This is a genomic window from Chlorogloeopsis sp. ULAP01, from assembly GCF_030381805.1.
GTDB lineage: Bacteria > Cyanobacteriota > Cyanobacteriia > Cyanobacteriales > Nostocaceae > Chlorogloeopsis.
This window is the reverse complement of the sequence record NZ_JAUDRH010000026.1, coordinates 63,719-82,579: the sequence shown is the minus strand read 5'-3', so window position 1 is coordinate 82,579 and position 18,861 is coordinate 63,719. Positions and strand designations below refer to the sequence as shown.

14 protein-coding genes and 1 CRISPR repeat array are annotated in these 18,861 nt (G+C 41.1%); of the genes, 5 read left to right on the top strand and 9 right to left on the bottom strand.

What is annotated here, in order from left to right:
* Positions 1 to 54: 54 nt before the first annotated feature.
* Positions 55 to 824: a CRISPR direct-repeat array (repeat unit 37 nt; unit sequence GTTGAAATTATAATTAATCCCTATTAGGGATTGAAAC).
* Between the two features lie 250 nt (positions 825 to 1,074).
* Together QUB80_RS34465 and QUB80_RS34460 are read right to left on the bottom strand one after the other, a co-directional pair.
* On the bottom strand, positions 1,075 to 1,881 hold the full coding sequence (locus tag QUB80_RS34465; RefSeq protein WP_289793956.1) for an inositol monophosphatase family protein: 807 nt from the start codon (positions 1,879 to 1,881) through the stop codon (positions 1,075 to 1,077).
* Between the two features lie 132 nt (positions 1,882 to 2,013).
* Positions 2,014 to 3,453: a BCD family MFS transporter gene (locus tag QUB80_RS34460; RefSeq protein WP_289793955.1), complete on the bottom strand. Its 1,440-nt coding sequence runs from the start codon at positions 3,451 to 3,453 to the stop codon at positions 2,014 to 2,016.
* A 393-nt stretch (positions 3,454 to 3,846) separates the two neighbouring features.
* Between QUB80_RS34460 and QUB80_RS34455 the strand changes: the two genes are divergently transcribed.
* Complete coding sequence (locus QUB80_RS34455) at positions 3,847 to 4,797, top strand: aldo/keto reductase (protein WP_289793965.1); 951 nt, start codon at positions 3,847 to 3,849, stop codon at positions 4,795 to 4,797.
* A 109-nt stretch (positions 4,798 to 4,906) separates the two neighbouring features.
* On the opposite strand, the gene QUB80_RS34450 is transcribed toward QUB80_RS34455, so the two are convergent.
* Positions 4,907 to 6,451, bottom strand: coding sequence for a DEAD/DEAH box helicase (locus QUB80_RS34450; protein ID WP_289793964.1), 1,545 nt, complete (start codon positions 6,449 to 6,451; stop codon positions 4,907 to 4,909).
* 75 nt (positions 6,452 to 6,526) lie between these two features.
* Positions 6,527 to 7,843: a 30S ribosomal protein S12 methylthiotransferase RimO gene (gene rimO / locus QUB80_RS34445; protein ID WP_289793954.1), complete on the bottom strand. Its 1,317-nt coding sequence runs from the start codon at positions 7,841 to 7,843 to the stop codon at positions 6,527 to 6,529.
* 847 nt (positions 7,844 to 8,690) lie between these two features.
* Between rimO and btpA the strand changes: the two genes are divergently transcribed.
* Both btpA and QUB80_RS34435 read left to right on the top strand, forming a co-directional pair.
* The gene (btpA, locus tag QUB80_RS34440) at positions 8,691 to 9,539 is read left to right on the top strand and encodes a photosystem I biogenesis protein BtpA (protein WP_289793953.1); all 849 of its coding nucleotides are present in this window, start codon (positions 8,691 to 8,693) and stop codon (positions 9,537 to 9,539) included.
* 74 nt (positions 9,540 to 9,613) lie between these two features.
* Positions 9,614 to 10,597: a vitamin K epoxide reductase family protein gene (locus QUB80_RS34435; protein WP_289793952.1), complete on the top strand. Its 984-nt coding sequence runs from the start codon at positions 9,614 to 9,616 to the stop codon at positions 10,595 to 10,597.
* Positions 10,598 to 10,755: 158 nt separating this feature from the next.
* Here QUB80_RS34435 and QUB80_RS34430 read toward each other — a convergent pair whose 3' ends face one another.
* A complete protein-coding gene (locus tag QUB80_RS34430; RefSeq protein WP_289793951.1) occupies positions 10,756 to 11,025 on the bottom strand; it encodes a hypothetical protein in 270 nt (89 codons plus the stop codon).
* Between the two features lie 619 nt (positions 11,026 to 11,644).
* On the opposite strand from QUB80_RS34430, the gene QUB80_RS34425 reads away from it, so the two are divergent.
* Together QUB80_RS34425 and QUB80_RS34420 are read left to right on the top strand one after the other, a co-directional pair.
* Positions 11,645 to 13,846, top strand: a complete 2,202-nt coding sequence (locus tag QUB80_RS34425; protein ID WP_289793950.1) for a CHASE2 domain-containing protein — start codon at positions 11,645 to 11,647, stop codon at positions 13,844 to 13,846.
* Positions 13,847 to 14,534: 688 nt separating this feature from the next.
* Positions 14,535 to 14,801, top strand: a complete 267-nt coding sequence (locus tag QUB80_RS34420; RefSeq protein ID WP_289793949.1) for a hypothetical protein — start codon at positions 14,535 to 14,537, stop codon at positions 14,799 to 14,801.
* A gap of 53 nt (positions 14,802 to 14,854) precedes the next feature.
* Here the strand turns inward: QUB80_RS34420 and nadB are convergent, their stop codons facing one another.
* From nadB to QUB80_RS34400, 4 genes are all read right to left on the bottom strand, one after another.
* The gene (gene nadB / locus QUB80_RS34415) at positions 14,855 to 16,543 is read right to left on the bottom strand and encodes an L-aspartate oxidase (protein WP_289793948.1); all 1,689 of its coding nucleotides are present in this window, start codon (positions 16,541 to 16,543) and stop codon (positions 14,855 to 14,857) included.
* A 207-nt stretch (positions 16,544 to 16,750) separates the two neighbouring features.
* The gene (psbU, locus tag QUB80_RS34410) at positions 16,751 to 17,194 is read right to left on the bottom strand and encodes a photosystem II complex extrinsic protein PsbU (RefSeq protein WP_289793947.1); all 444 of its coding nucleotides are present in this window, start codon (positions 17,192 to 17,194) and stop codon (positions 16,751 to 16,753) included.
* A 590-nt stretch (positions 17,195 to 17,784) separates the two neighbouring features.
* Positions 17,785 to 18,189 carry an ExbD/TolR family protein gene (locus QUB80_RS34405; protein ID WP_289793946.1) on the bottom strand — a complete coding sequence of 135 codons (405 nt, stop codon included), beginning with the start codon at positions 18,187 to 18,189 and terminating at the stop codon, positions 17,785 to 17,787.
* The gene (locus QUB80_RS34400; RefSeq protein WP_289793945.1) at positions 18,173 to 18,823 is read right to left on the bottom strand and encodes a MotA/TolQ/ExbB proton channel family protein; all 651 of its coding nucleotides are present in this window, start codon (positions 18,821 to 18,823) and stop codon (positions 18,173 to 18,175) included. Before QUB80_RS34400 ends, QUB80_RS34405 begins: the two co-directional genes overlap by 17 nt.
* Between the last annotated feature and the right edge of the window lie 38 nt (positions 18,824 to 18,861).

Here is an 18,861-nt window from a genome sequence, read left to right as displayed (position 1 = left end):
ATTAGGGATTGAAACAGGTATAGCGCTTGAGTGGTACATTTCTAGGAGATTCTAGTTGAAATTATAATTAATCCCTATTAGGGATTGAAACCATAAGAAAAGATTTTAGCCTTAGAACAAAGAATACGTTGAAATTATAATTAATCCCTATTAGGGATTGAAACAGGTATAGCGCTTGAGTGGTACATTTCTAGGAGATTCTAGTTGAAATTATAATTAATCCCTATTAGGGATTGAAACCATAAGAAAAGATTTTAGCCTTAGAACAAAGAATACGTTGAAATTATAATTAATCCCTATTAGGGATTGAAACAGGTATAGCGCTTGAGTGGTACATTTCTAGGAGATTCTAGTTGAAATTATAATTAATCCCTATTAGGGATTGAAACCATAAGAAAAGATTTTAGCCTTAGAACAAAGAATACGTTGAAATTATAATTAATCCCTATTAGGGATTGAAACAGGTATAGCGCTTGAGTGGTACATTTCTAGGAGATTCTAGTTGAAATTATAATTAATCCCTATTAGGGATTGAAACTTTGAAAATATCCTAGTTCAGTTTTCACTCATTCGTTGAAATTATAATTAATCCCTATTAGGGATTGAAACTCTTCTAGAGGTGGGCGTAGTAAAAAATTATTCAGTTGAAATTATAATTAATCCCTATTAGGGATTGAAACTGACGACTACTGTAGATGCCGTTATAATTCGATAATGTTGAAATTATAATTAATCCCTATTAGGGATTGAAACTTAACATACAGAACTAGAAAAATTAAGACTTGAAGTTGAAATTATAATTAATCCCTATTAGGGATTGAAACTAAAGTGCTTTTGAGAAGTGAACTGTAAATAAGCAGGTTGAGAATTTAATTACTCCTTTCCCGCTTGAAGAATACCTAATCGAACTGGGAGAGTTTTTTTAACAAACCACAAAGAACACATAGACACGAGGTGGTTTACCGCAGGTTAGGACACAAAGAAATAGGTAGCGGGAAGGAACTCATTCCTGTTAGAGATTAAAAACCACTAAAATCTATTAGCTATTAGCTATTAACCATTAACCATTAACAATTAACCTTTCACTTCATCCAAAAACGGCATAAACACAGACACCAAATCTGGACGACTGACAACTAAAGTAGGAAAAGAGCGATCGCGATAATCAACTCCTGATAATAATGGAAACGGTTCTGACTTGAGCGATACCCAGGTTCCGCCAGCAGCCTGAACTATTACCCAAGCACCCGCCATATCCCAAACTTTTGGTGTCGCTTCTACACTGCCTAAGACTGCTCCTGTTGCCACTGTCAGAAAGTTATAACTAGCAACACCTAACATTCTAATTTTGCAGGGAAAACCTTTTTGGATCACCGAGAGGCTGCGAGAACAGAGGTTAAAAAAGTGGTTATTGCTGGGAGCATCACTACTAGTGTGGATGGGATGGTGATTGCGAAAAGCACCTGTGGGTACTGCTAAACCCGATGAACCTTCCCAGAAGCCATAAAAAGCTTCGTCCGTTGGTGGTAAGTAAACGTAACCAAAAACTGGCACTCCTTGATACAGCAATCCCAAAGAAATTGCCCAAATGGGAATGCCGCGTGTAAAGTTGGTAGTGCCATCCAAAGGATCAATTACCCAGCACCATTCTGTACCAGGAAAAACCTTGTCACCCTCCTCACTCAAAATACCGTAACCGGGAAAAGTAGAAGCGATCGCATCCCGCAATTCTTGATCCGCCCATTGATCGGCACGTGTTACCAAAGTACCATCAGCTTTCTGTAAAGCCTGCACTTGCCCAAAATCTTGCATTAACTGCTTACCCACTCTTGCAGTAGTGGATTGGGCAAATTCCAAAATTGTAGTCCAAAATTCTGTCATGTAAGGAGTAGGGGCTAGGGACTAGGGACTGGGGACTAGGGACTAGGGATTAGGCATTAGAGGAATTTTAGATTTATTTCACATCCAATATTTCTAGACCCTAGCCTCTAGCCTCTAGCCCCTTAAATAATATCAATCTAATTCACTTTCCAAAATAGACGCGATCGCAGCTTTGGCATTCTGCTGAAATTCTGTGATGTTGACGCGTGCTAATAATCCCAACGCTATCACCATACCCACAGCTTGTGTTGCAAACACTAACCCATAGGCTAATATTGGTGTTTCTAGTATGGTTTTACCTACGCTCAAGACTGCACCACCAGATACCGTTGCCAGAGCTCGTGCTAGCGCCTGCGCCAATCCCCAAGCACCAATAAATGTCCCGGCGGTTTCCGCAGCCGTCAGATCCAGCATCAAACTTAACGCTCCGGTTGTGGTAACACCAGAAGCAAAACCAAACAAGATTAAACTCCATTGCAAGAATTTGGGATTAGCGGTTATCCCAGCCAAAATAATTATGACTAGACAAACTGCCACAGCAATGCATCCCAGCTTGGTTGTATTTTTCTTTCCCAAACGTGGGGCGATTAAAAAACCTGTCAAACTCAAGCCAAGCAGTGTACCTATACCAAAAAAAGCATTGAGGGTTGTAGTTTGAGCGATCGTCATTTTAAAGACTTCGCCGCCATAGGGTTCCAAAACTGCATCTTGCATAAACAAGCTGATACTCATAATCAGCAGAAATGTGAAAAATATCCCTGTCTGGCGGCTAGCAGTTAATACCCGCATTGCCATTCCCAAAGTAATCTTATCTTCTCGATCAACTACTGTGGAACGTGTGCCATAGCGGGAATATTTCTTTTCCACGCCGACTGTTGATAATAAGCACAAGCCAAAGGCGATCGCTGGAACAATCAAAAACAAGCGATTAATTTGGGCTTGCAATTGCTCTAAGGGAGCATCCAAGGCAATTTGCTTGAGTAAGCTACTGCTCATGATCGCTCCGATGATAATACCTACCATCAGCATCGACCAAACAATTCCCACTAATTTTGAGCGATTATCTTCATCAGAAACGTCAACAAGCAATGCCGCAAAAGGTGTAGAACTGGCACTAATAGCAATGCCGTAAAGAGCAAACATCAAAGCTAAAAGCGCCACCCACCCTGAAGTTTGAGTTGTCCAATTTCCTGAGCGTAAACTTAAACCAAGTTGCCAAACTACTTGAACGGCAAAGAAAGAAACGATCGCAAATAAAGCCGCACCCACCCAAACATAACCAGTACGGTGATAACCCAACAAAGTTTTAGAGTCTGACATTTGCCCAAACCAGACTCGTACCGGAGCCACAAATTGATACATTGCGATCGTGCCAGCAGCAATTAGGGCTGGTACTTGCAATTCTTCAATCATGACGCGATTGAGCACTCCCAAAGTCAGAATTGACATTATGCCTAATGCCATTTGAAATAAGCCCAGACGAAACATCACGGGCAGCTTTACCTTGGGAATAGATGAGTCGGTTACAGACTGGTTTGATTCAGAATTGGGTGAAAAATCGCTAGTTTCCATAGCCGCTCCCAACCAAAACAGCAAAATTACTTCACAATTATCAAGATAACTGTTAGTAACCCCTAAATGATTTAAAGTTTATGGTATTTACGAAAGTTCTGAGGAATTTACAACAAATAAAGTATTTATTCCCCTTCAGATAGTTGCCTCTAGCAAAGCTGTCTTTTTCTTTCTTTACAAGGATAGGGTGGTAAAAAAAGAGATCACAAGCCAGATACTCTATCCCATCTCCCGTAGCGATTCTGCTGTCAATCAAAGAGAATTTTCGTACATAACTCAAAATATTTATCAGTAAAAAATTGAATTTTATTCAAATTCATAGTCTCTGCTCGCTACATAGCCTGCAAAGCTACACTAAAAAAGTAAATAATTGTAAAGTTAAGTTTTGTGACAGTGGAAAACATCACATTAGGGCAAAACGGGCCAGTTGTAAAACCCTTGTGTATTGGTACTTGGGCTTGGGGCGATAAGCTATTTTGGAATTACGGCAATGACTACGGCCCAAAAGAGTTGCAAGCTGCCTTTGATGCGGCTGTTGAAGCTGGCATCACATTTTTTGATACTGCTGAAGTATATGGATTTGGAGTTTCTGAGCAATTGCTAGGGCAATTTATGCAAAAAACCGAGCAGAAGATGCAGATTGCTACCAAATACGGGCCTTTTCCTTGGCGGATAACAAGCCACTCTGTTGCCGATGCTTTAACAGAGAGTCTCAAGCGCTTGCAGGTTCAAAAAGTAGCCCTGTACCAAGTACATTGGCCTTTTACCTTTTTCATGAGTCAAGAAACCCTAATGAATGCCCTAGCAGATGAAGTGGAACAGGGCAGAATTGAGGCAGTAGGTGTGAGTAATTACTCAGCACAGCAAATGCGAGAAGCACACCAGATTTTAGCTCGTCGTGGTGTACCCTTAGCTGTCAATCAAGTGCGCTATTCTTTGCTAACTCGCCAAATCGAAACTAACGGTATTCTCGATACTGCCCGCGAGTTGGGCGTAACAATTTTGGCTTACAGTTCTTTGGCTCAAGGATTACTCACTGGCAAATACACTCCCAATAGCAGCGAAACTCCTAGTGGTGCCAGAAAAATAGATTCAAGATTTAGTAAAGAGGGCTTGCAAAAAATAGAACTAGTAATATCTTTGCTACGTCAATTGGGGGAAAAACACCAACGTACTCCTGCCCAAGTAGCTTTAAATTGGCTAATTGCCAAAGGCAACGTTATTCCCATTGCTGGAGCAAAGACAGCCCAGCAAGTACGAGATAACGCTGGTGCGCTGGGTTGGCAATTAACTGATGATGAAATCACCCAGCTAGAAAAACTTAGCCGTCCTTGGCTGAAGTAATCAAGTCAAGTCACTGTATATTACTAAATCATCCAAAGTCTATAGTCAACAGTCTAGAGTTTTTCACCAATAAGTTCTGGCTATTGACTATTGACTAACGACCAAATAATTACGAGGCTGATTCGCTAGCTGTAGGAGAACCTAGCTTCTTCGGAGTCATCGAATGTTCACGCCTTGCCGTCCGTAGTTTAGGCTTGGGAGTACCGTGTTTGTCTGTATCGTTTGCACGCGTGTCTGAAGAACTCCACGAGGAACGACGAGAGCGATTGTCGCCACTTCCTTCACGACGCCCATTCCGCAATTTAGGTTTGGATGAATGGTTGATTTCCTCTTCTAGAAAATCAGCTTCTGATTGCAGCCAAGCGGGGCGAGTCTGATCGTAAGCAATTTGTAATGCTGCTGCGGCGATCGCATGAGCATCATATTGCTCGCTCAATTGACTAACAATCGTCAAAAACGAAGCCATCCGTTCACCAGCCAAAGCTTCTTGCACTTGAACTTGCAGTTTTTCTAACTGCCGTGCTTCTATTTGCGCTCGTGTGGGGATTGATAGTACTTGCCAATTCTGCCGTACGTGGCGTTCAAATAATTGCTGTTTACGCCGCTCAAATGGCTGTACCAGAGTAATTGCCGTACCTTCTTTACCTGCCCGTCCTGTACGACCGATGCGGTGGACGTAAGTCTCTACACTATCAGGTAAATCAAAGTTGATCACGTGTGATAATTGGTCAACATCCAAACCCCGTGCAGCAATATCAGTGGCTACTACCCAACGCACTTGACGATTGCGGAATCGTGTCAGTAACCGTTCCCGTGCCTGTTGTGACAAATCGCCATGATATTCATCAACACTATGCCCAGCAGCTTGCAATTGGTTAGTCAGTTCAGCCGCAGTGCGTCTGGTACGAACAAAGATAAGAGCCGACTCTGGATCTTCCATTTCCAAGATTGGCTGCAAAGCTTTGACTTTTGACCATTGGCGCGGTACTACATAAGCTACCTGATTAATTTTGTTGGGAGCCGCTTTTGGTTGTTCGACAGTAACTGTCACAGGATCATTTAAAAACTTATTAACCAACTGTCGAATTGACGGCGGCATCGTTGCTGAAAATAAAGCTGTCTGCCGCTCTTTTGGAGCCTGAGATAAGATTCTCTCAACATCATCGATAAAGCCCATACTTAACATTTCATCGGCTTCATCTAACACAAACCATTTCACCCGATCTAATTTCAGGCTACCCCGCTCTAGCAAATCAATTACCCGTCCTGGTGTACCCACAACAATGTGAACACCACGTTTTAGTTGTAAAATTTGACGGTCAATTGATTGACCACCATAAATTGCTAAAACGCGCAATCCTTGGTTACTAATAAATTCACAAACGGCATTTTGAACTTGAATTGCCAACTCACGAGTTGGAGTCAAAATTAAGGCTTGTACTGCCTTTTGACTAACATCTAGCCGCTCCAAAATTGGCAGAGAAAAAGCTGCTGTTTTACCTGTACCAGTTTGGGATTGACCTACTACATCGCGACCAGCTAAAAGTTGCGGGATCGCTTGTGCTTGAATGTTTGTTGGTGCGGTAAAACCAAGTTTTTCTAGTTGCTCAATCAGTTCTGGTGAAATGCCGAGTTCTTGAAATAAAAGGGTCATCAACTCTCCTATGTTTTCTGAATTTGTTTGTTTCATGGTTCATTTTTAATAGCTAATGGAATGAAAAATTAGCTATTAATTACTGGCTACTCCATACAAGTCGTATGTATCAGCTTCTTTGATCGTTACTGGTACAATTGTTCCCAATCTTGCAGTCCCTTGAACGTAAACTTGCCCATCCACCTCTGGAGCAAATCTGGCAGAACGACCGAGTAATTCCCCTGTTTGAGGATGTTCTTGCTCGATTAATACATCAACTACTTTGCCGACTTCTTGCTGATTTTTCTTGTGAGAAATTGGCTGTTGTAATTCCATTAATGTGTTTCGCCGCTTATCCTTGACTTCTGGCGGCAATTGATTGGGTAAGTTGTAAGCTGGTGTTCCTTCCTCTGCTGAAAACGCAAAAACACCAACGTGATCGAATTCATGGCGCTCTACGAACTGCAATAGATGCTCAAAATGCGCCTCTGTTTCACCAGGAAAACCGACAATAAAAGTAGTCCGCAGCACTGCTTGTGGTAGTGCTTTCTTGATGCGTTCAATAATCGCATCGTTTACCTGCCCTTGCCAAGGACGATTCATTGCCCTCAGAATTTCAGGGTGGGAATGTTGCAATGGCAGATCCAGATATGGTAAGACATTGGGCGTTTCTTGAATTGCCGCAATCACATCTGGGGTTAGTCCTGTGGGATAAGCGTAGTGCATCCGAATCCACGGTACATCTACTTTCCCTAAAGCGCGGAGCAATTCGCCTAATTTAGGCTTCCCATAAATATCTAGACCATAATTAGTTGTGATTTGGGAAATCAATATGATTTCCTGCACTCCTTGATTGGCAAGCTGCTCTGCTTCGGCAACAATCGATTCTATCGTCCGCGATCGCTGATTTCCCCGCAAATACGGAATAATACAAAACGCACAACGATAATCACATCCTTCGGCTACCCGTAGATAGGCTACGCCTTCAGTTGTAGTACGATAACGCGGTGTAGTTTCGTCACCAATGTAAGTTGGCTCGGCGCTAATCTGTTTAACGCGCTCACCTTGTTCTGCTCGCTCAAGTACATCTACTATTTTGTGGTAGTCACCTGTACCTACCACTGCTACAGCTTCGGGTAACTCCTCCAACAACTGCTCCTGGAAATGCTGCGCCATACAGCCAGTAATGACGATTTTTTTATTTGCTTCTGCCAGTTCTACCAAGGTTCTGACAGATTCTTGACGAGCTGCTTCAATAAAACTACAAGTATTGACAATAACGTAATCTGCTAACTCTTCATTACTATCTACGCCATAGCCTGCTTCTACTAGCAGTCCAAGCATATGCTCTGTATCAATTCGATTCTTTTCGCAACCCAGGTGAGAAATTGCAATGGTTGGTTTGTCACCCATACTATAAAAAATTTTTTCAGTTTTGTTGTTTCGTCCAAACGCTTAAGCTCCAACTTCCAATTCCGGACATCTTCAAAATTAAAGAAACAGGAGTCTTCAACAATGCCCGCAAATGTCATAAGCATCCATCGGGGTTTGTAACCCCAATGAATTTAAAGGATCAATGAGGATCGTGCTATGATATGTCTACAATTCTGCTTTCCAAGGGAAAAACATACGACCTTCAGGCAAAATAGACAATTATAAGTTTTGTTAAGCAAATCGCCTTATGGTATTTTACATTACCGTGGCGCGTGCGTCGTGAATCTACTCTACCCTAAAGGGAGCCACTTTACCCTACTGGGTGTGTGGTGAGAAGTCGCTGCCAAATTAGGAAATACGCACAAAACCACGCCTTGTATGGCGGTAATGCTACCATTTTATTCAGAACCTCGTCTGACTAAATGATGACAGCTAAGTGATGAAAGGCTGATTGCCTGTTCAACGTGAAACAGCCACCTATGGGAAGTGCTTTCGGATTTGGGGGTTCACCATCAATGGAAACCGCCAAAAACGCGACCACCTCACTGCTTGGCGTCGTGTGCGTCTTGTGAGTTGCAAACTCCTCTTGTAGCCAGTTTTTATCTTAACATATCTTATGGAAGGTTTGACGCCAATTTCCATCCTAAGGGGGAAGCAGTAAACCAACCAAATACAAAACAAATTTGAAGAGTTAGTCAAAAGTCAAGAGTCCAAAGTCCAAAATTAATAGTCCAAAGGTCATAGTCTATAGGATTTTAACCATTGACGAATGACGATTGATTATTGACGATTGGCTCGTGGGCTTTGTGTAGCTTTCTTTAAAGACGTGGACTTATATCAGCTATTTAATACCCAAAAACCGATTATTGGGGTAGTTCATTTACTACCGCTACCGACCTCACCCCGTTGGGGAGGTAGCCTCAAAGCAGTGATTGACCGTGCCGAGCAGGAAGCAACAGCTTTGGCTAGTGGAGGAGTTAACGGCATCATAGTAGAAAATTTTTTCGATGCACCGTTTCCGAAGAACCAAGTTGATCCTGCTGTTGTAAGTGCAATGACTGTGGTGGTGCAGCGCATACAAAATTTGGTGATGTTGCCGATTGGAATTAATGTTTTACGTAACGATGCCAAAAGTGCAATGGCAATAGCCAGTTGTGTGAAAGCGCAATTTATCCGCGTTAACGTGCTTACTGGTGCAATGGCAACCGATCAGGGTTTAATTGAAGGCGAAGCCCATCAGCTTCTACGCTATCGACGGGAGTTGGGTAGTGATATCAAAATTTTCGCTGATGTTTTGGTCAAGCACGCCCGCCCTTTGAGTTCCCCAAATCTGACTGTTGCAGTACAAGATACTATTGAGCGCGGTTTAGCAGACGCTGTGATTTTGTCTGGATGGGCTACTGGCAGTCCACCAAATCTGGAAGATTTGGAATTGGCTTCACAAGCGGCAGCAGGTACGCCCGTATTTATTGGTAGTGGAGCTTCTTGGGAAAATATTGCTACATTAATGCAGGCAGCAGATGGGGCGATCGTTTCTAGTTCCTTGAAACGACAAGGTCGTCGCGAGCAACCAATTGATCCGATTCGCGTTAGTCAATTTGTAGATGCTGCACGCCGTAGTTGGAACTCTAAAGGTGATAGCAAATCTATTTCTTCTATGAGCATACAATCATAAACTGGCTAATGGCTAATGGCTAATCGCAATTAGCAATTAGCAATTAGCAATCACTAAATTACCGATTCTTGCCTATGAGTCGCCGCCGTTCTATACCTTGGATTCATCGCCGATCGCGTTTGTTAATTGCTGCGATCGCTGTTTGTGGTGCCTTAACAACAGCTTATTTGACCGTAGTAAAGTTGACTCAAAACTCTGCTGCGTGTCCTACCCAAAGTTGCGATCTTGTACTACAGAGCGAATATGCTACTGTTTTTGGGCTGCCTTTAGCCTTATTCGGGTTTTTGGCTTATACCAGTATGCTGATTTTTGCTTTGGCTCCTTTGGCTGTTGATCCCATTAAACAGAAAAATACCCGTCTCAAGCTAGAAAATTTGACTTGGTTACTGCTACTAGCAGGTGCGATCGCCATGTCAGTTTTCAGTGGTTACTTGATGTACCTGTTATTTTTCAAAATTCAAGCACTCTGTATTTACTGTCTTGGTTCAGCAATTTTCTCTCTAAGTATGTTAGTACTAACTATTATTGGTCGTGCTTGGGAGGATTTAGGGCAAATCTTTTTTACTGCCGTGATTGTAGGTATGGTGACTTTGATTGGCACGTTGGGTGTTTATGCTAATGTCGGTCAAAGTAGCACTGATGTGATTCTTAACGAAAGACCTGGTCAAACAACAGAAGTCACCTTCAAACCATCCAAACAAGCTAAACCGGGGGTTGGTTGGGAAGTTACCACTACTTCTGGTGAAGCAGAAATCGCTTTAGCAAGTCATCTCTCGAAAATAGGTGCTAAGGAATATATCGCGTGGTGGTGTCCTCATTGTCACGAACAAAAGCTACTCTTTGGGAAAGAGGCTTACAGCAAACTCAATTCTGTAGATTGTGCTCCTGCTGACAATCCCAATCTTCAAAAAGATGAATGTAAAGCAGCCGGGATTCAAAGCTATCCCACTTGGATCATCAATGAAAAAACTCATGCAGGAGTATTAAGCTTGGAGGAGTTAGCAAAAATTTCTGGTTATACAGGGCCCAGTAATTTCAGGTATACTTTGCGTCGTTAAACAAATTAAGAACTACTTGTATAATTTTACTCTCAAAAGTTAACTAGTTATACACTATGTAAGTGTAATTCTAGTTGACTTTTTTGCTTAGGGACTTCCAATAAAAAAATCTCCAATTTGTAGTAGGGTGTGTGAGGACGATAGTCCGTAACGCACCATCAAACCTCCCAAAAAGGTGGGTTACGCTTCGCTAACTCAACGGCAATAAAGCGCTCAGAGCGGCGGCTACTTACAGAAGCCACTACTCTGCGAGAAGCCGGACTACGTCCGTCTACGTGTCTACTGCCGTACTCTACCTTGAAGCTGCGCAGAGCGCGTCTACGTGACAGCGTCCCGGAGGAAACTTCTGAAGTTCGGTGGGGAGGAACATCCACACCCGGACACTTGCTACAACTGGGGGAATCTCCGCACGGCGCTTCTCTGGGCAATACAGTGTCCTCGCTTTTTGCCTCCCCTACATTGATTGAATAATTTATTTTTTGGCAATCCCTTATTACTAAACAATAGCTATTTAAATAGTAACTTTTTTTACAAACTTAATAGATTCAAAATTTAGTAGTTATACTTAAGGGTCTGTTCAGATCTCTCATTTATTAAATTGATGTTTTTAAAGCAGTCACTTTTTCAGGGTTTGCATCTCCAATCCTTTGACAGCTATTGGTTTGGAGCTAAGAAATAGTTCATCAACAAATGCAACAGAAATTCATAGTTTTGGTTTGCCATTTTGACTTGCCGATTTGATGTTTCTATTAGTACTCTTTTGTTATCTCTTATCTAAATGAGTTTAGGTATAACTTATGCCGATGAACATAATGAATAAAATTGTTACCATGTCATATTTTGAGGCGATTGAGATTAAAAAATCACAAAAATCAGCTTAAAAGTGATTTATAAGTCTAAAACTCCCTTTTTATAAACATACCTTTCATTTATGCATATTAATTATGTAAGTAAAAAATGAGAATCTTCACTGGAGAGCTAAGTGGCGAGTGTAAGTTTCAATAGGAGAGCTTGTAGGAGGCAGCATTTTCAGGATAGGTACTAGAGATGATTAAACATCTAGACAAGCGTCTGACGAAGTTATTACTAACGCTCAAACAATACCTACGTTCCACACACAGGGAATGTATAACTGCCTCCAGCATTGCAATTTGTGTGCTACTATTGCGTTCTTTGGGATTATTACAATCTTTGGAGTGGGCAGTTTTAGATCAATCCTTTCAATTGCGTCCAACTGAAACGCCAGAAGAAAGGATTGTAATTGTAGCAATTGATGAAGCTTTTTTACGCCAATCAGGTTCTTGGCCTATTCCAGATGGCATTATTGCCGATGTTTTACAAAAATTAAACGCTTACAATCCACGTGCTATTGGTTTAAACATTTACAGGGATTTAAAAGTAGAGCCTGGGCATGAAAATTTAGTGGCAGCCTACAGATCGATGCCGAACTTAATTGGCATTGAACTACTATCGAATAAAAAAAATGTTAATGTGTTGCCTCCATTAGAACTTAGTCGGCTCAATCAAGTTGGTTTTAACAACGTACTACTTGATACCGATGGCAAAGTACGTCGCAGCTTATTGTATTGGCATGTTGAGAATCAAGCACACGAAAGTTTTGCTCTCAAGCTAGCAAAGCTATATTTGCAGCCAGAAGGGATTGAGCCTAAAACAGCAGCAGGCAATTCTAAGTACTTGCAGTTGGGCAAAGCAGTTTTTCATCGCTTTCAACCAAATGATGGAGCTTATGTTAATGCAGATAACAGAGGCTATCAAATTTTGTCTAACTTTCCTAAATTAGCTTGTAAAAATCCATTACTAGAAATTTGCGGTTTTCGCAAAGTATCCATGCAAGCTGTATTAGCCAACGAAGTACCAGAAGAATGGATTCGCGATCGCATTATCCTAATTGGTTCTACTGCACCCAGTCTCCAAGATTTTGTTCTCATTCCCCACTCTAATCGTCTAGTAGGTACGGTAAAGCCGATCTCAGGCATCGAACTACAAGGTTATTTTATCAGTGAGTTAATCCGTGCGGCTTTACAAGGAAGACCGTTAATAAAAGTTTGGCCCGATCCTGTAGAGTGGTTGTGGGTTTTTGGTTGGGCTTATATAGGTGCTGCTACAAGTTGGCGAGTACGACGTTTTAGCAGAAGCATCTTGGGTATTGTGCTGTTTTGTTACGTTTTGGTAGGCAGTGCCTACGGGGCTTTTTTATTTAGTTGGTGGATACCGCTTGTACCTGCATTACTAAGTTTGAGTGGTTCAGCTATTGCTATTACTTTGCAAGTTGCTCAAATGCAGGAAGAGATGAAACGCTCTAAAGAGTTTTTACAGGAAGTTATTAATACAATTGCCGATCCAATTTTTGTTAAAAATGAAAAACATCAGTTGATAGTTTTAAATGAAGCTTATTGTCAATTAATTGGTTATTCCAAGGAGATGTTGCTGGAAAAATCAGACTATGATTTTTTCCCGAAACATGAGGCTGATGTATTTCGGTGGCAAGATGAGTTAGTTTTTAAGTCTCAGCAAGCTCAGGAACATGAAGAAGAATTTACTGATGCTAGTGGTAGAACTTATCTGATCTCGACTAAGCGATCGCTCCACAAGGATGGGGCGGGTAATTTATTTTTAGTCGGCGTCATTCGTGATATCACTAAAAGCAAGTTGCGAGAAGAAGAGCTCAAACGTACCGCAGCTGAGTTATTTCGCTCTAATAATGAATTAAAGCTACAAGAGGATCGTTTGCGTTATCTGGCATATCACGATGCTCTGACAGGTTTACCAAATCGTAAGTTTTTTGCCGAACAACTGCGTGAATCAATTGATTGGGCAAAAAATCATCATTTATTACTTGGATTATTGTTTATTGATTTGGATGGCTTTAAGCAAGTCAATGATACCCTCGGACATGAGATCGGCGATCGCTTATTAATTACAGTAGGACAAAGGTTAAATAACTGTTTGCGTGGCAGTGATACTGTTTCCCGTTTTGGTGGCGATGAATTTACTGTGATTTTACGGGCAATTCCCAGGGTGGAAGTAGCCACTAAAGTTGCCGAGAAAATTTTAGCAACTATTACTGAGCCGATTGTTTTGGACGGACATATCACCAAAGTATCAGCCAGTATTGGCATTAGCGTTTACCCAATTGACACTCATGATGATGAAACTCTAATCAAACAAGCTGATACCGCTATGTACAGAGCCAAACAACTTGGTAAAAATCGCTATGAATTTGCTTAATTTATTAATTTCTCTTTATTCAGACTAATTTTTTAAGAAATTTTACTTAGTTAACTCAAAATATTTTGACTGTAATCAGTTAAGTAATTACTCACTCAAAAATATATTTATGTATCTTTTTTGTATCCAAATGTGATCTCAGTTGTAGACTTCAGTTAACTTGAAAAAGCAATAGTACTTTTATATATTCAAGTTACGTAAATATACTTATGCATTCTTCATCTTGTGAAGGGTAATAGTAAATTCTCAGCAAATAAAAGCTGCCAAAATGGCAACGTTAGAGCATAAAAATTAGATATTTTCACTGATAAGTACCCTGCGTGAGGAAAATAAGGTAATAGTACGTAATGTTTATAGTTTTGGATGTGGAAAATACAGGTTTTAATACCAAAATATTAAATTTGTATTAAAATGGTTCAAGTAATCAATGTTATTGTGGTTTTTCATGGAGAGCTAATACTTTAGATAGATGCAATTTTTGGCAGAAACGTAATATAAGGTTATAAAGTTGACTAAGCATAAGCAAAAATAGCGGCTTACATCGTAAGTCGTAAACTCTGGTTTATGGGTGCGTTAAGTAATAATACCAGAGAGAAAGTTTAGTATTGTCAAATTTTTAACTAAATAAATTTCTTTGTCACAACCAATACTAGTTTTAGAAAGTTCGCAAAGAGTTGATTGAGGATTTATGGGGACTAGCTTGAAAATTACTTATGCTGTCTTGTGTGTTATTGGAGCTACTTTAATAATTCTCAAAAATGCTGATCGTGCTTGGACTTATGGCAGCATTGCCGCCAATTATGGCAGTAACAATGAAAGCAGAAGTACTTTAGTTAGTCTGCAAATAGATTTTCAAGATACCAAAAGCACAATTGCTAATGCTAAGTTAGATAATGAATATGAACCACCGAATTATGGTGGGCCTGATGGTTCTTATGGCAGTGCTACTCGTTAATCAAAGTTTATAGTTTATAAATCTGTTCCCTGCATCTGTCTTTTACTTTTAACTCACTCCACTACAGGAGATTTCCACCAATTGTGATCCTCTATCAGTGTGTGAACTTGCCAGTTAGGATCAGATTGAGGATAGTCTAAACGATAATGCCCTCCCCGGCTTTCGGTTCTAAAGGCAGCACTTTTAAGAATTAAATAAGCTACATCTAATAAATTGCGAGTTTCTGCCCACAGTCGCAAATACCTCTCCACATCAGGCATTGTGAAACTAACTGATTGTTTAGGATGTAAGGAAAGCAAAAATTGACTCACTTTCAAGCTGGCAAAATCTTGCTGCCAAGATTCTACAGTCGCGATCGCCATCTCCAAGCCTGATTTTTCTCGACAAATGCCAGCATTTTGCCAAACTAAACGCGGTATTTTTTCCCGCAGTTTTTCTAAATATTCTTGCTGAGTTTGCCACTCACTCTCAGACAGAGCAAAAGTTAGTAGTTGAAGCTGAAATTCGGACTTTTGTTGTTCATCCTCGCTCTTTGCCAATTCATTCTTGAGGTGTGCCATCTGTGCGCCAAACACAATGCATTCAAGTAAAGAATTGCTTGCCAAGCGATTTGCACCATGTACTCCAGTACTAGCAGTTTCTCCCACAGCGTACAAACCAGGAATATTTGTGCGATTCATCAGATCTGTAAGAATACCACCCATCCAGTAATGGGCAGCAGGGGCGACAGGAATTGGTTCACACAAGACATCTATACCCCAGTGCTTACAGACTTTAATAATATTGGGAAAGCGATGGCGAATTTGATCAGGAGGAATGGGACGCATATCCAACCATACGTGAGCAGTAGCGAGATCGGTAGCAGTGCGTTGCAAATGGCTAAAAATTGCTCGACTCACCACATCTCTGGGAGCTAGTTCACCATCGGGGTGATAGTCAAAGGCAAAACGTCGCCCTTGATTATCTACAAGATGCGCTCCCTCGCCACGTACAGCTTCACTAATCAAAAAGCGGTCAGCCCCAGGTTTAGTTAAAGCTGTAGGATGGAATTGCACAAATTCTAAATCTCTTAGAATTGCCCCAGCTCGCCATGCGATCGCTACTCCATCCCCTGTACTCACATCTGGGTTAGTCGTTTGGGCAAATACTTGCCCGCCGCCACCTGTTGCCAACACTACAGCATCACTTTTGATCCATCTAATTTGATTTTGATAGAATAAGCTAATTCCTTGAGTACGCCCAGTTTGTGGATGTAACCATAAACTCAACGCTAAAGCTTGTTGAATCACTTGAATATTTTGGCGACGTAATACTTGAGCAGTCAGAGTAGTTATTACTTCCCTGCCTGTAGTATCAGCAGCATGAAGAACGCGGTGTTTAGAGTGGGCAGCTTCTAATGTTAAAGCTAACTCGTTGTTGTGACGGTCAAAAGCTACTCCCAAGTTTACTAAAGATTGAATGCAGCGAGGAGCGTGTTCGGCAAGGAATTCAACGACGGAGCGATCGCACAAACCCGCGCCGGCTTTGATCGTATCTTCAACGTGCAGTTTCGGTGAGTCGTCTGGGGCGATCGCCGCAGCAATGCCACCCTGCGCCCAATCACTAGCCGATAGAGAAACGGTTTTTTTGGTAATCAAACCCACTCGCAAAGATTCAGGCAAACACAGCGCTGTATACAATCCAGCAGCGCCAGCGCCGACAATTAAAACATCAAATTGGTTAGGGATATTTATTTGCTGCAAGGTATAGAGTAGTAGATAAGAAAAGTAAAAATTAACTATAAAAAGATGAAGAATGATAACTACTTCATTCCTCATCCTATCTAATAGGAAGACGCCTAGAGGGCGTCTACAAAATTTAGTATTGTTGTATTTTTTTTGCTTCCCATCCCACTCCCCTCAGAAAAGGAGTGGGTTGATGATTAAGAAATTAACTGCTATTGCGGTTCTCTATCTATAGATACCGTTGTTATAGCGGTCAAATCCCTCAGTATATACAGTTTCTACCGGGTTAACGGTAAATTTATCTAGATTAGCTTCCAAGATTTGTTTTTGGCGATCGCTCAATCCTCGAATTTTTAACACATCCTCTACGTTATCGTAAGGAGCATTTTGGATGATTTTGCCTGCCAAGGTAGGATACAATCCTGGGTATTTCTGAAAAGCTCGGACGTTGGTATTATTCAAATCAATTTTTTCACCATACACATCTGCCAACTTGGCGTCTGCGGGGTTCCGCAAAGTTCTTGTTCCCTCAACCGCCAGAACTGAGACTGATGGTAAAGCAAAACTGTTAAGGTTGGTAGCTTTGGCAATCTGAGGGTTACCCAGCCACACCAAGCATCCTAAAAACAACAAACTAAAAACTGTTAATAAACGCACCAATCCTCTCACGATTTTTCTACCTCTTTCATCAAACCGGAATAAAAGCTTTAAGCTAATAGCTCCAACTCAAAGATTTCAACGCCACAGACACCTATTTTGTGGGGTAGTAAGAAGTTGTGAAGTCAACTCAGCTATCAAGATGATGGCTTGTAAGTGTTTCTTTTTTATTCATCCTACCCAAGGCTGTAGTCTGGGCTACAGTCTTACAAAGCGCTGCTTTTAAGGCATCTATATTTTTATTGTTTATCTTTAGAGTTGATAGCTGACTAGCTTAATCAACACAGCAGTCATTAGAAACTAATATACAGCGTATTAATGTCCACAATATTTGCTGTTACTGGATCTGATCGAAGTTTTGCCAAAAAAACTTTTAGAGCTTTTTAACTGATTTGAGCCAAATGTCCTATTAATCTGACTTTTAATGGGATATCTTTGGGTATTTTATATTTTTTCTCGCTTTACGCTTATTTACAAAAAAATTTGGCGGGTTGCTTCCTGTGCTCAGTGTTGGTAACAGCCCACCAATATGCACTTCCATCCAAAAATTTACGAAATCGCGGCTTTGCCAAATCTAAAGGGGTGATTGATCGGAAAACGAGTTATGGTTTTTGGGTAGCGATCGCGAGCTTGGCACCTTCAACCTGTCGAACCCGATCCATGACTGCCACAACTTGCCCATGATTTACTTTCTCATCAGCATTAATAATTACCAGTGCTTCTTTGTTAGAGCCTACCAAAGTCCGCAATTGCTCTGTCAATGTTTCGATAGTTGTTGACTGACGATTAAGGCTAATTTGTCCTTTATCATCAAGGGTTATAGTGATTTTAGTTGGAACTTGCGCTCGTTGAGATGTTGTTGCTTTCGGTAAATTTACTGGTAACCCATCACTTCGGGTTAAAAACAGTGTTGACATGATAAAGAACGTCAAAATCGCAAATATAACATCAATCATCGGCACAATGTTAATCTGCGGTGGCATTTCTGCTTCATCTTGTAGACGCATAGACCATTTCTCCTCGTTCATAGCGACGACGGTAGAGTAGTTCTAACTGTCCGCCGTATTCTTGAATTAATGCCATTTGCCGTTGATATAATCCCCGAAAGGTATTTGCAAATAAGAGTGTAAATATTGCTACCACCAATCCTGCTGCTGTAGAAACGAGAGCTTCACTGATACCACTAGTGACACCTGCTGTTTGCTGCCCTCCCACATCACCAAGATTTAGAGAAGAAAAGGAAGTAATCAACCCTAGAACAGTTCCCAGTAATCCGAGTAGCGGTGCTAAAGAGACAATGGTGTCAAAAATATTACTAAATCGTTTGAGAGAAGGTATTTCTGCTTGAGCTTCACTTTCTAATGCCAAACGAAATTCTTCTGGATTCGGTTGATCTAGCTCTAAAGCTGCAAGAAAAATCCGGGCGATCGGTAAGTCAGCATTCTTCTTTAGCTTGTCGAAAGCACCAACAATGTTATCTAGACGATAAAGATTCAATACTTCCTTTACCACCCGATTTTGGCGATGAGTGATGCGATACCAAAAACGAAAACGTTCGATAATCAGGGCAACTGCCAACACGGAAAAAGCCAGCAGAGGCCACATAACTATGCCACCTGCTGTAAAAAGTCTACTAATCATGTGTTGTTCCTAAACTAAATCGATAACCCAAACTTAAG

Coding starts and splice junctions, on each gene's coding strand:
- QUB80_RS34425 (WP_289793950.1), top strand. CDS start 11,645: ATGATTAAACATCTAGACAAGCGTCTGACGAAGTTATTACTAACGCTC.
- QUB80_RS34400 (WP_289793945.1), bottom strand. CDS start 18,823: ATGATTAGTAGACTTTTTACAGCAGGTGGCATAGTTATGTGGCCTCTG.
- QUB80_RS34420 (WP_289793949.1), top strand. CDS start 14,535: ATGGGGACTAGCTTGAAAATTACTTATGCTGTCTTGTGTGTTATTGGA.
- QUB80_RS34460 (WP_289793955.1), bottom strand. CDS start 3,453: ATGGAAACTAGCGATTTTTCACCCAATTCTGAATCAAACCAGTCTGTA.
- QUB80_RS34465 (WP_289793956.1), bottom strand. CDS start 1,881: ATGACAGAATTTTGGACTACAATTTTGGAATTTGCCCAATCCACTACT.
- rimO (WP_289793954.1), bottom strand. CDS start 7,843: ATGGGTGACAAACCAACCATTGCAATTTCTCACCTGGGTTGCGAAAAG.
- QUB80_RS34435 (WP_289793952.1), top strand. CDS start 9,614: ATGAGTCGCCGCCGTTCTATACCTTGGATTCATCGCCGATCGCGTTTG.
- QUB80_RS34450 (WP_289793964.1), bottom strand. CDS start 6,451: ATGACCCTTTTATTTCAAGAACTCGGCATTTCACCAGAACTGATTGAG.
- QUB80_RS34405 (WP_289793946.1), bottom strand. CDS start 18,189: ATGCGTCTACAAGATGAAGCAGAAATGCCACCGCAGATTAACATTGTG.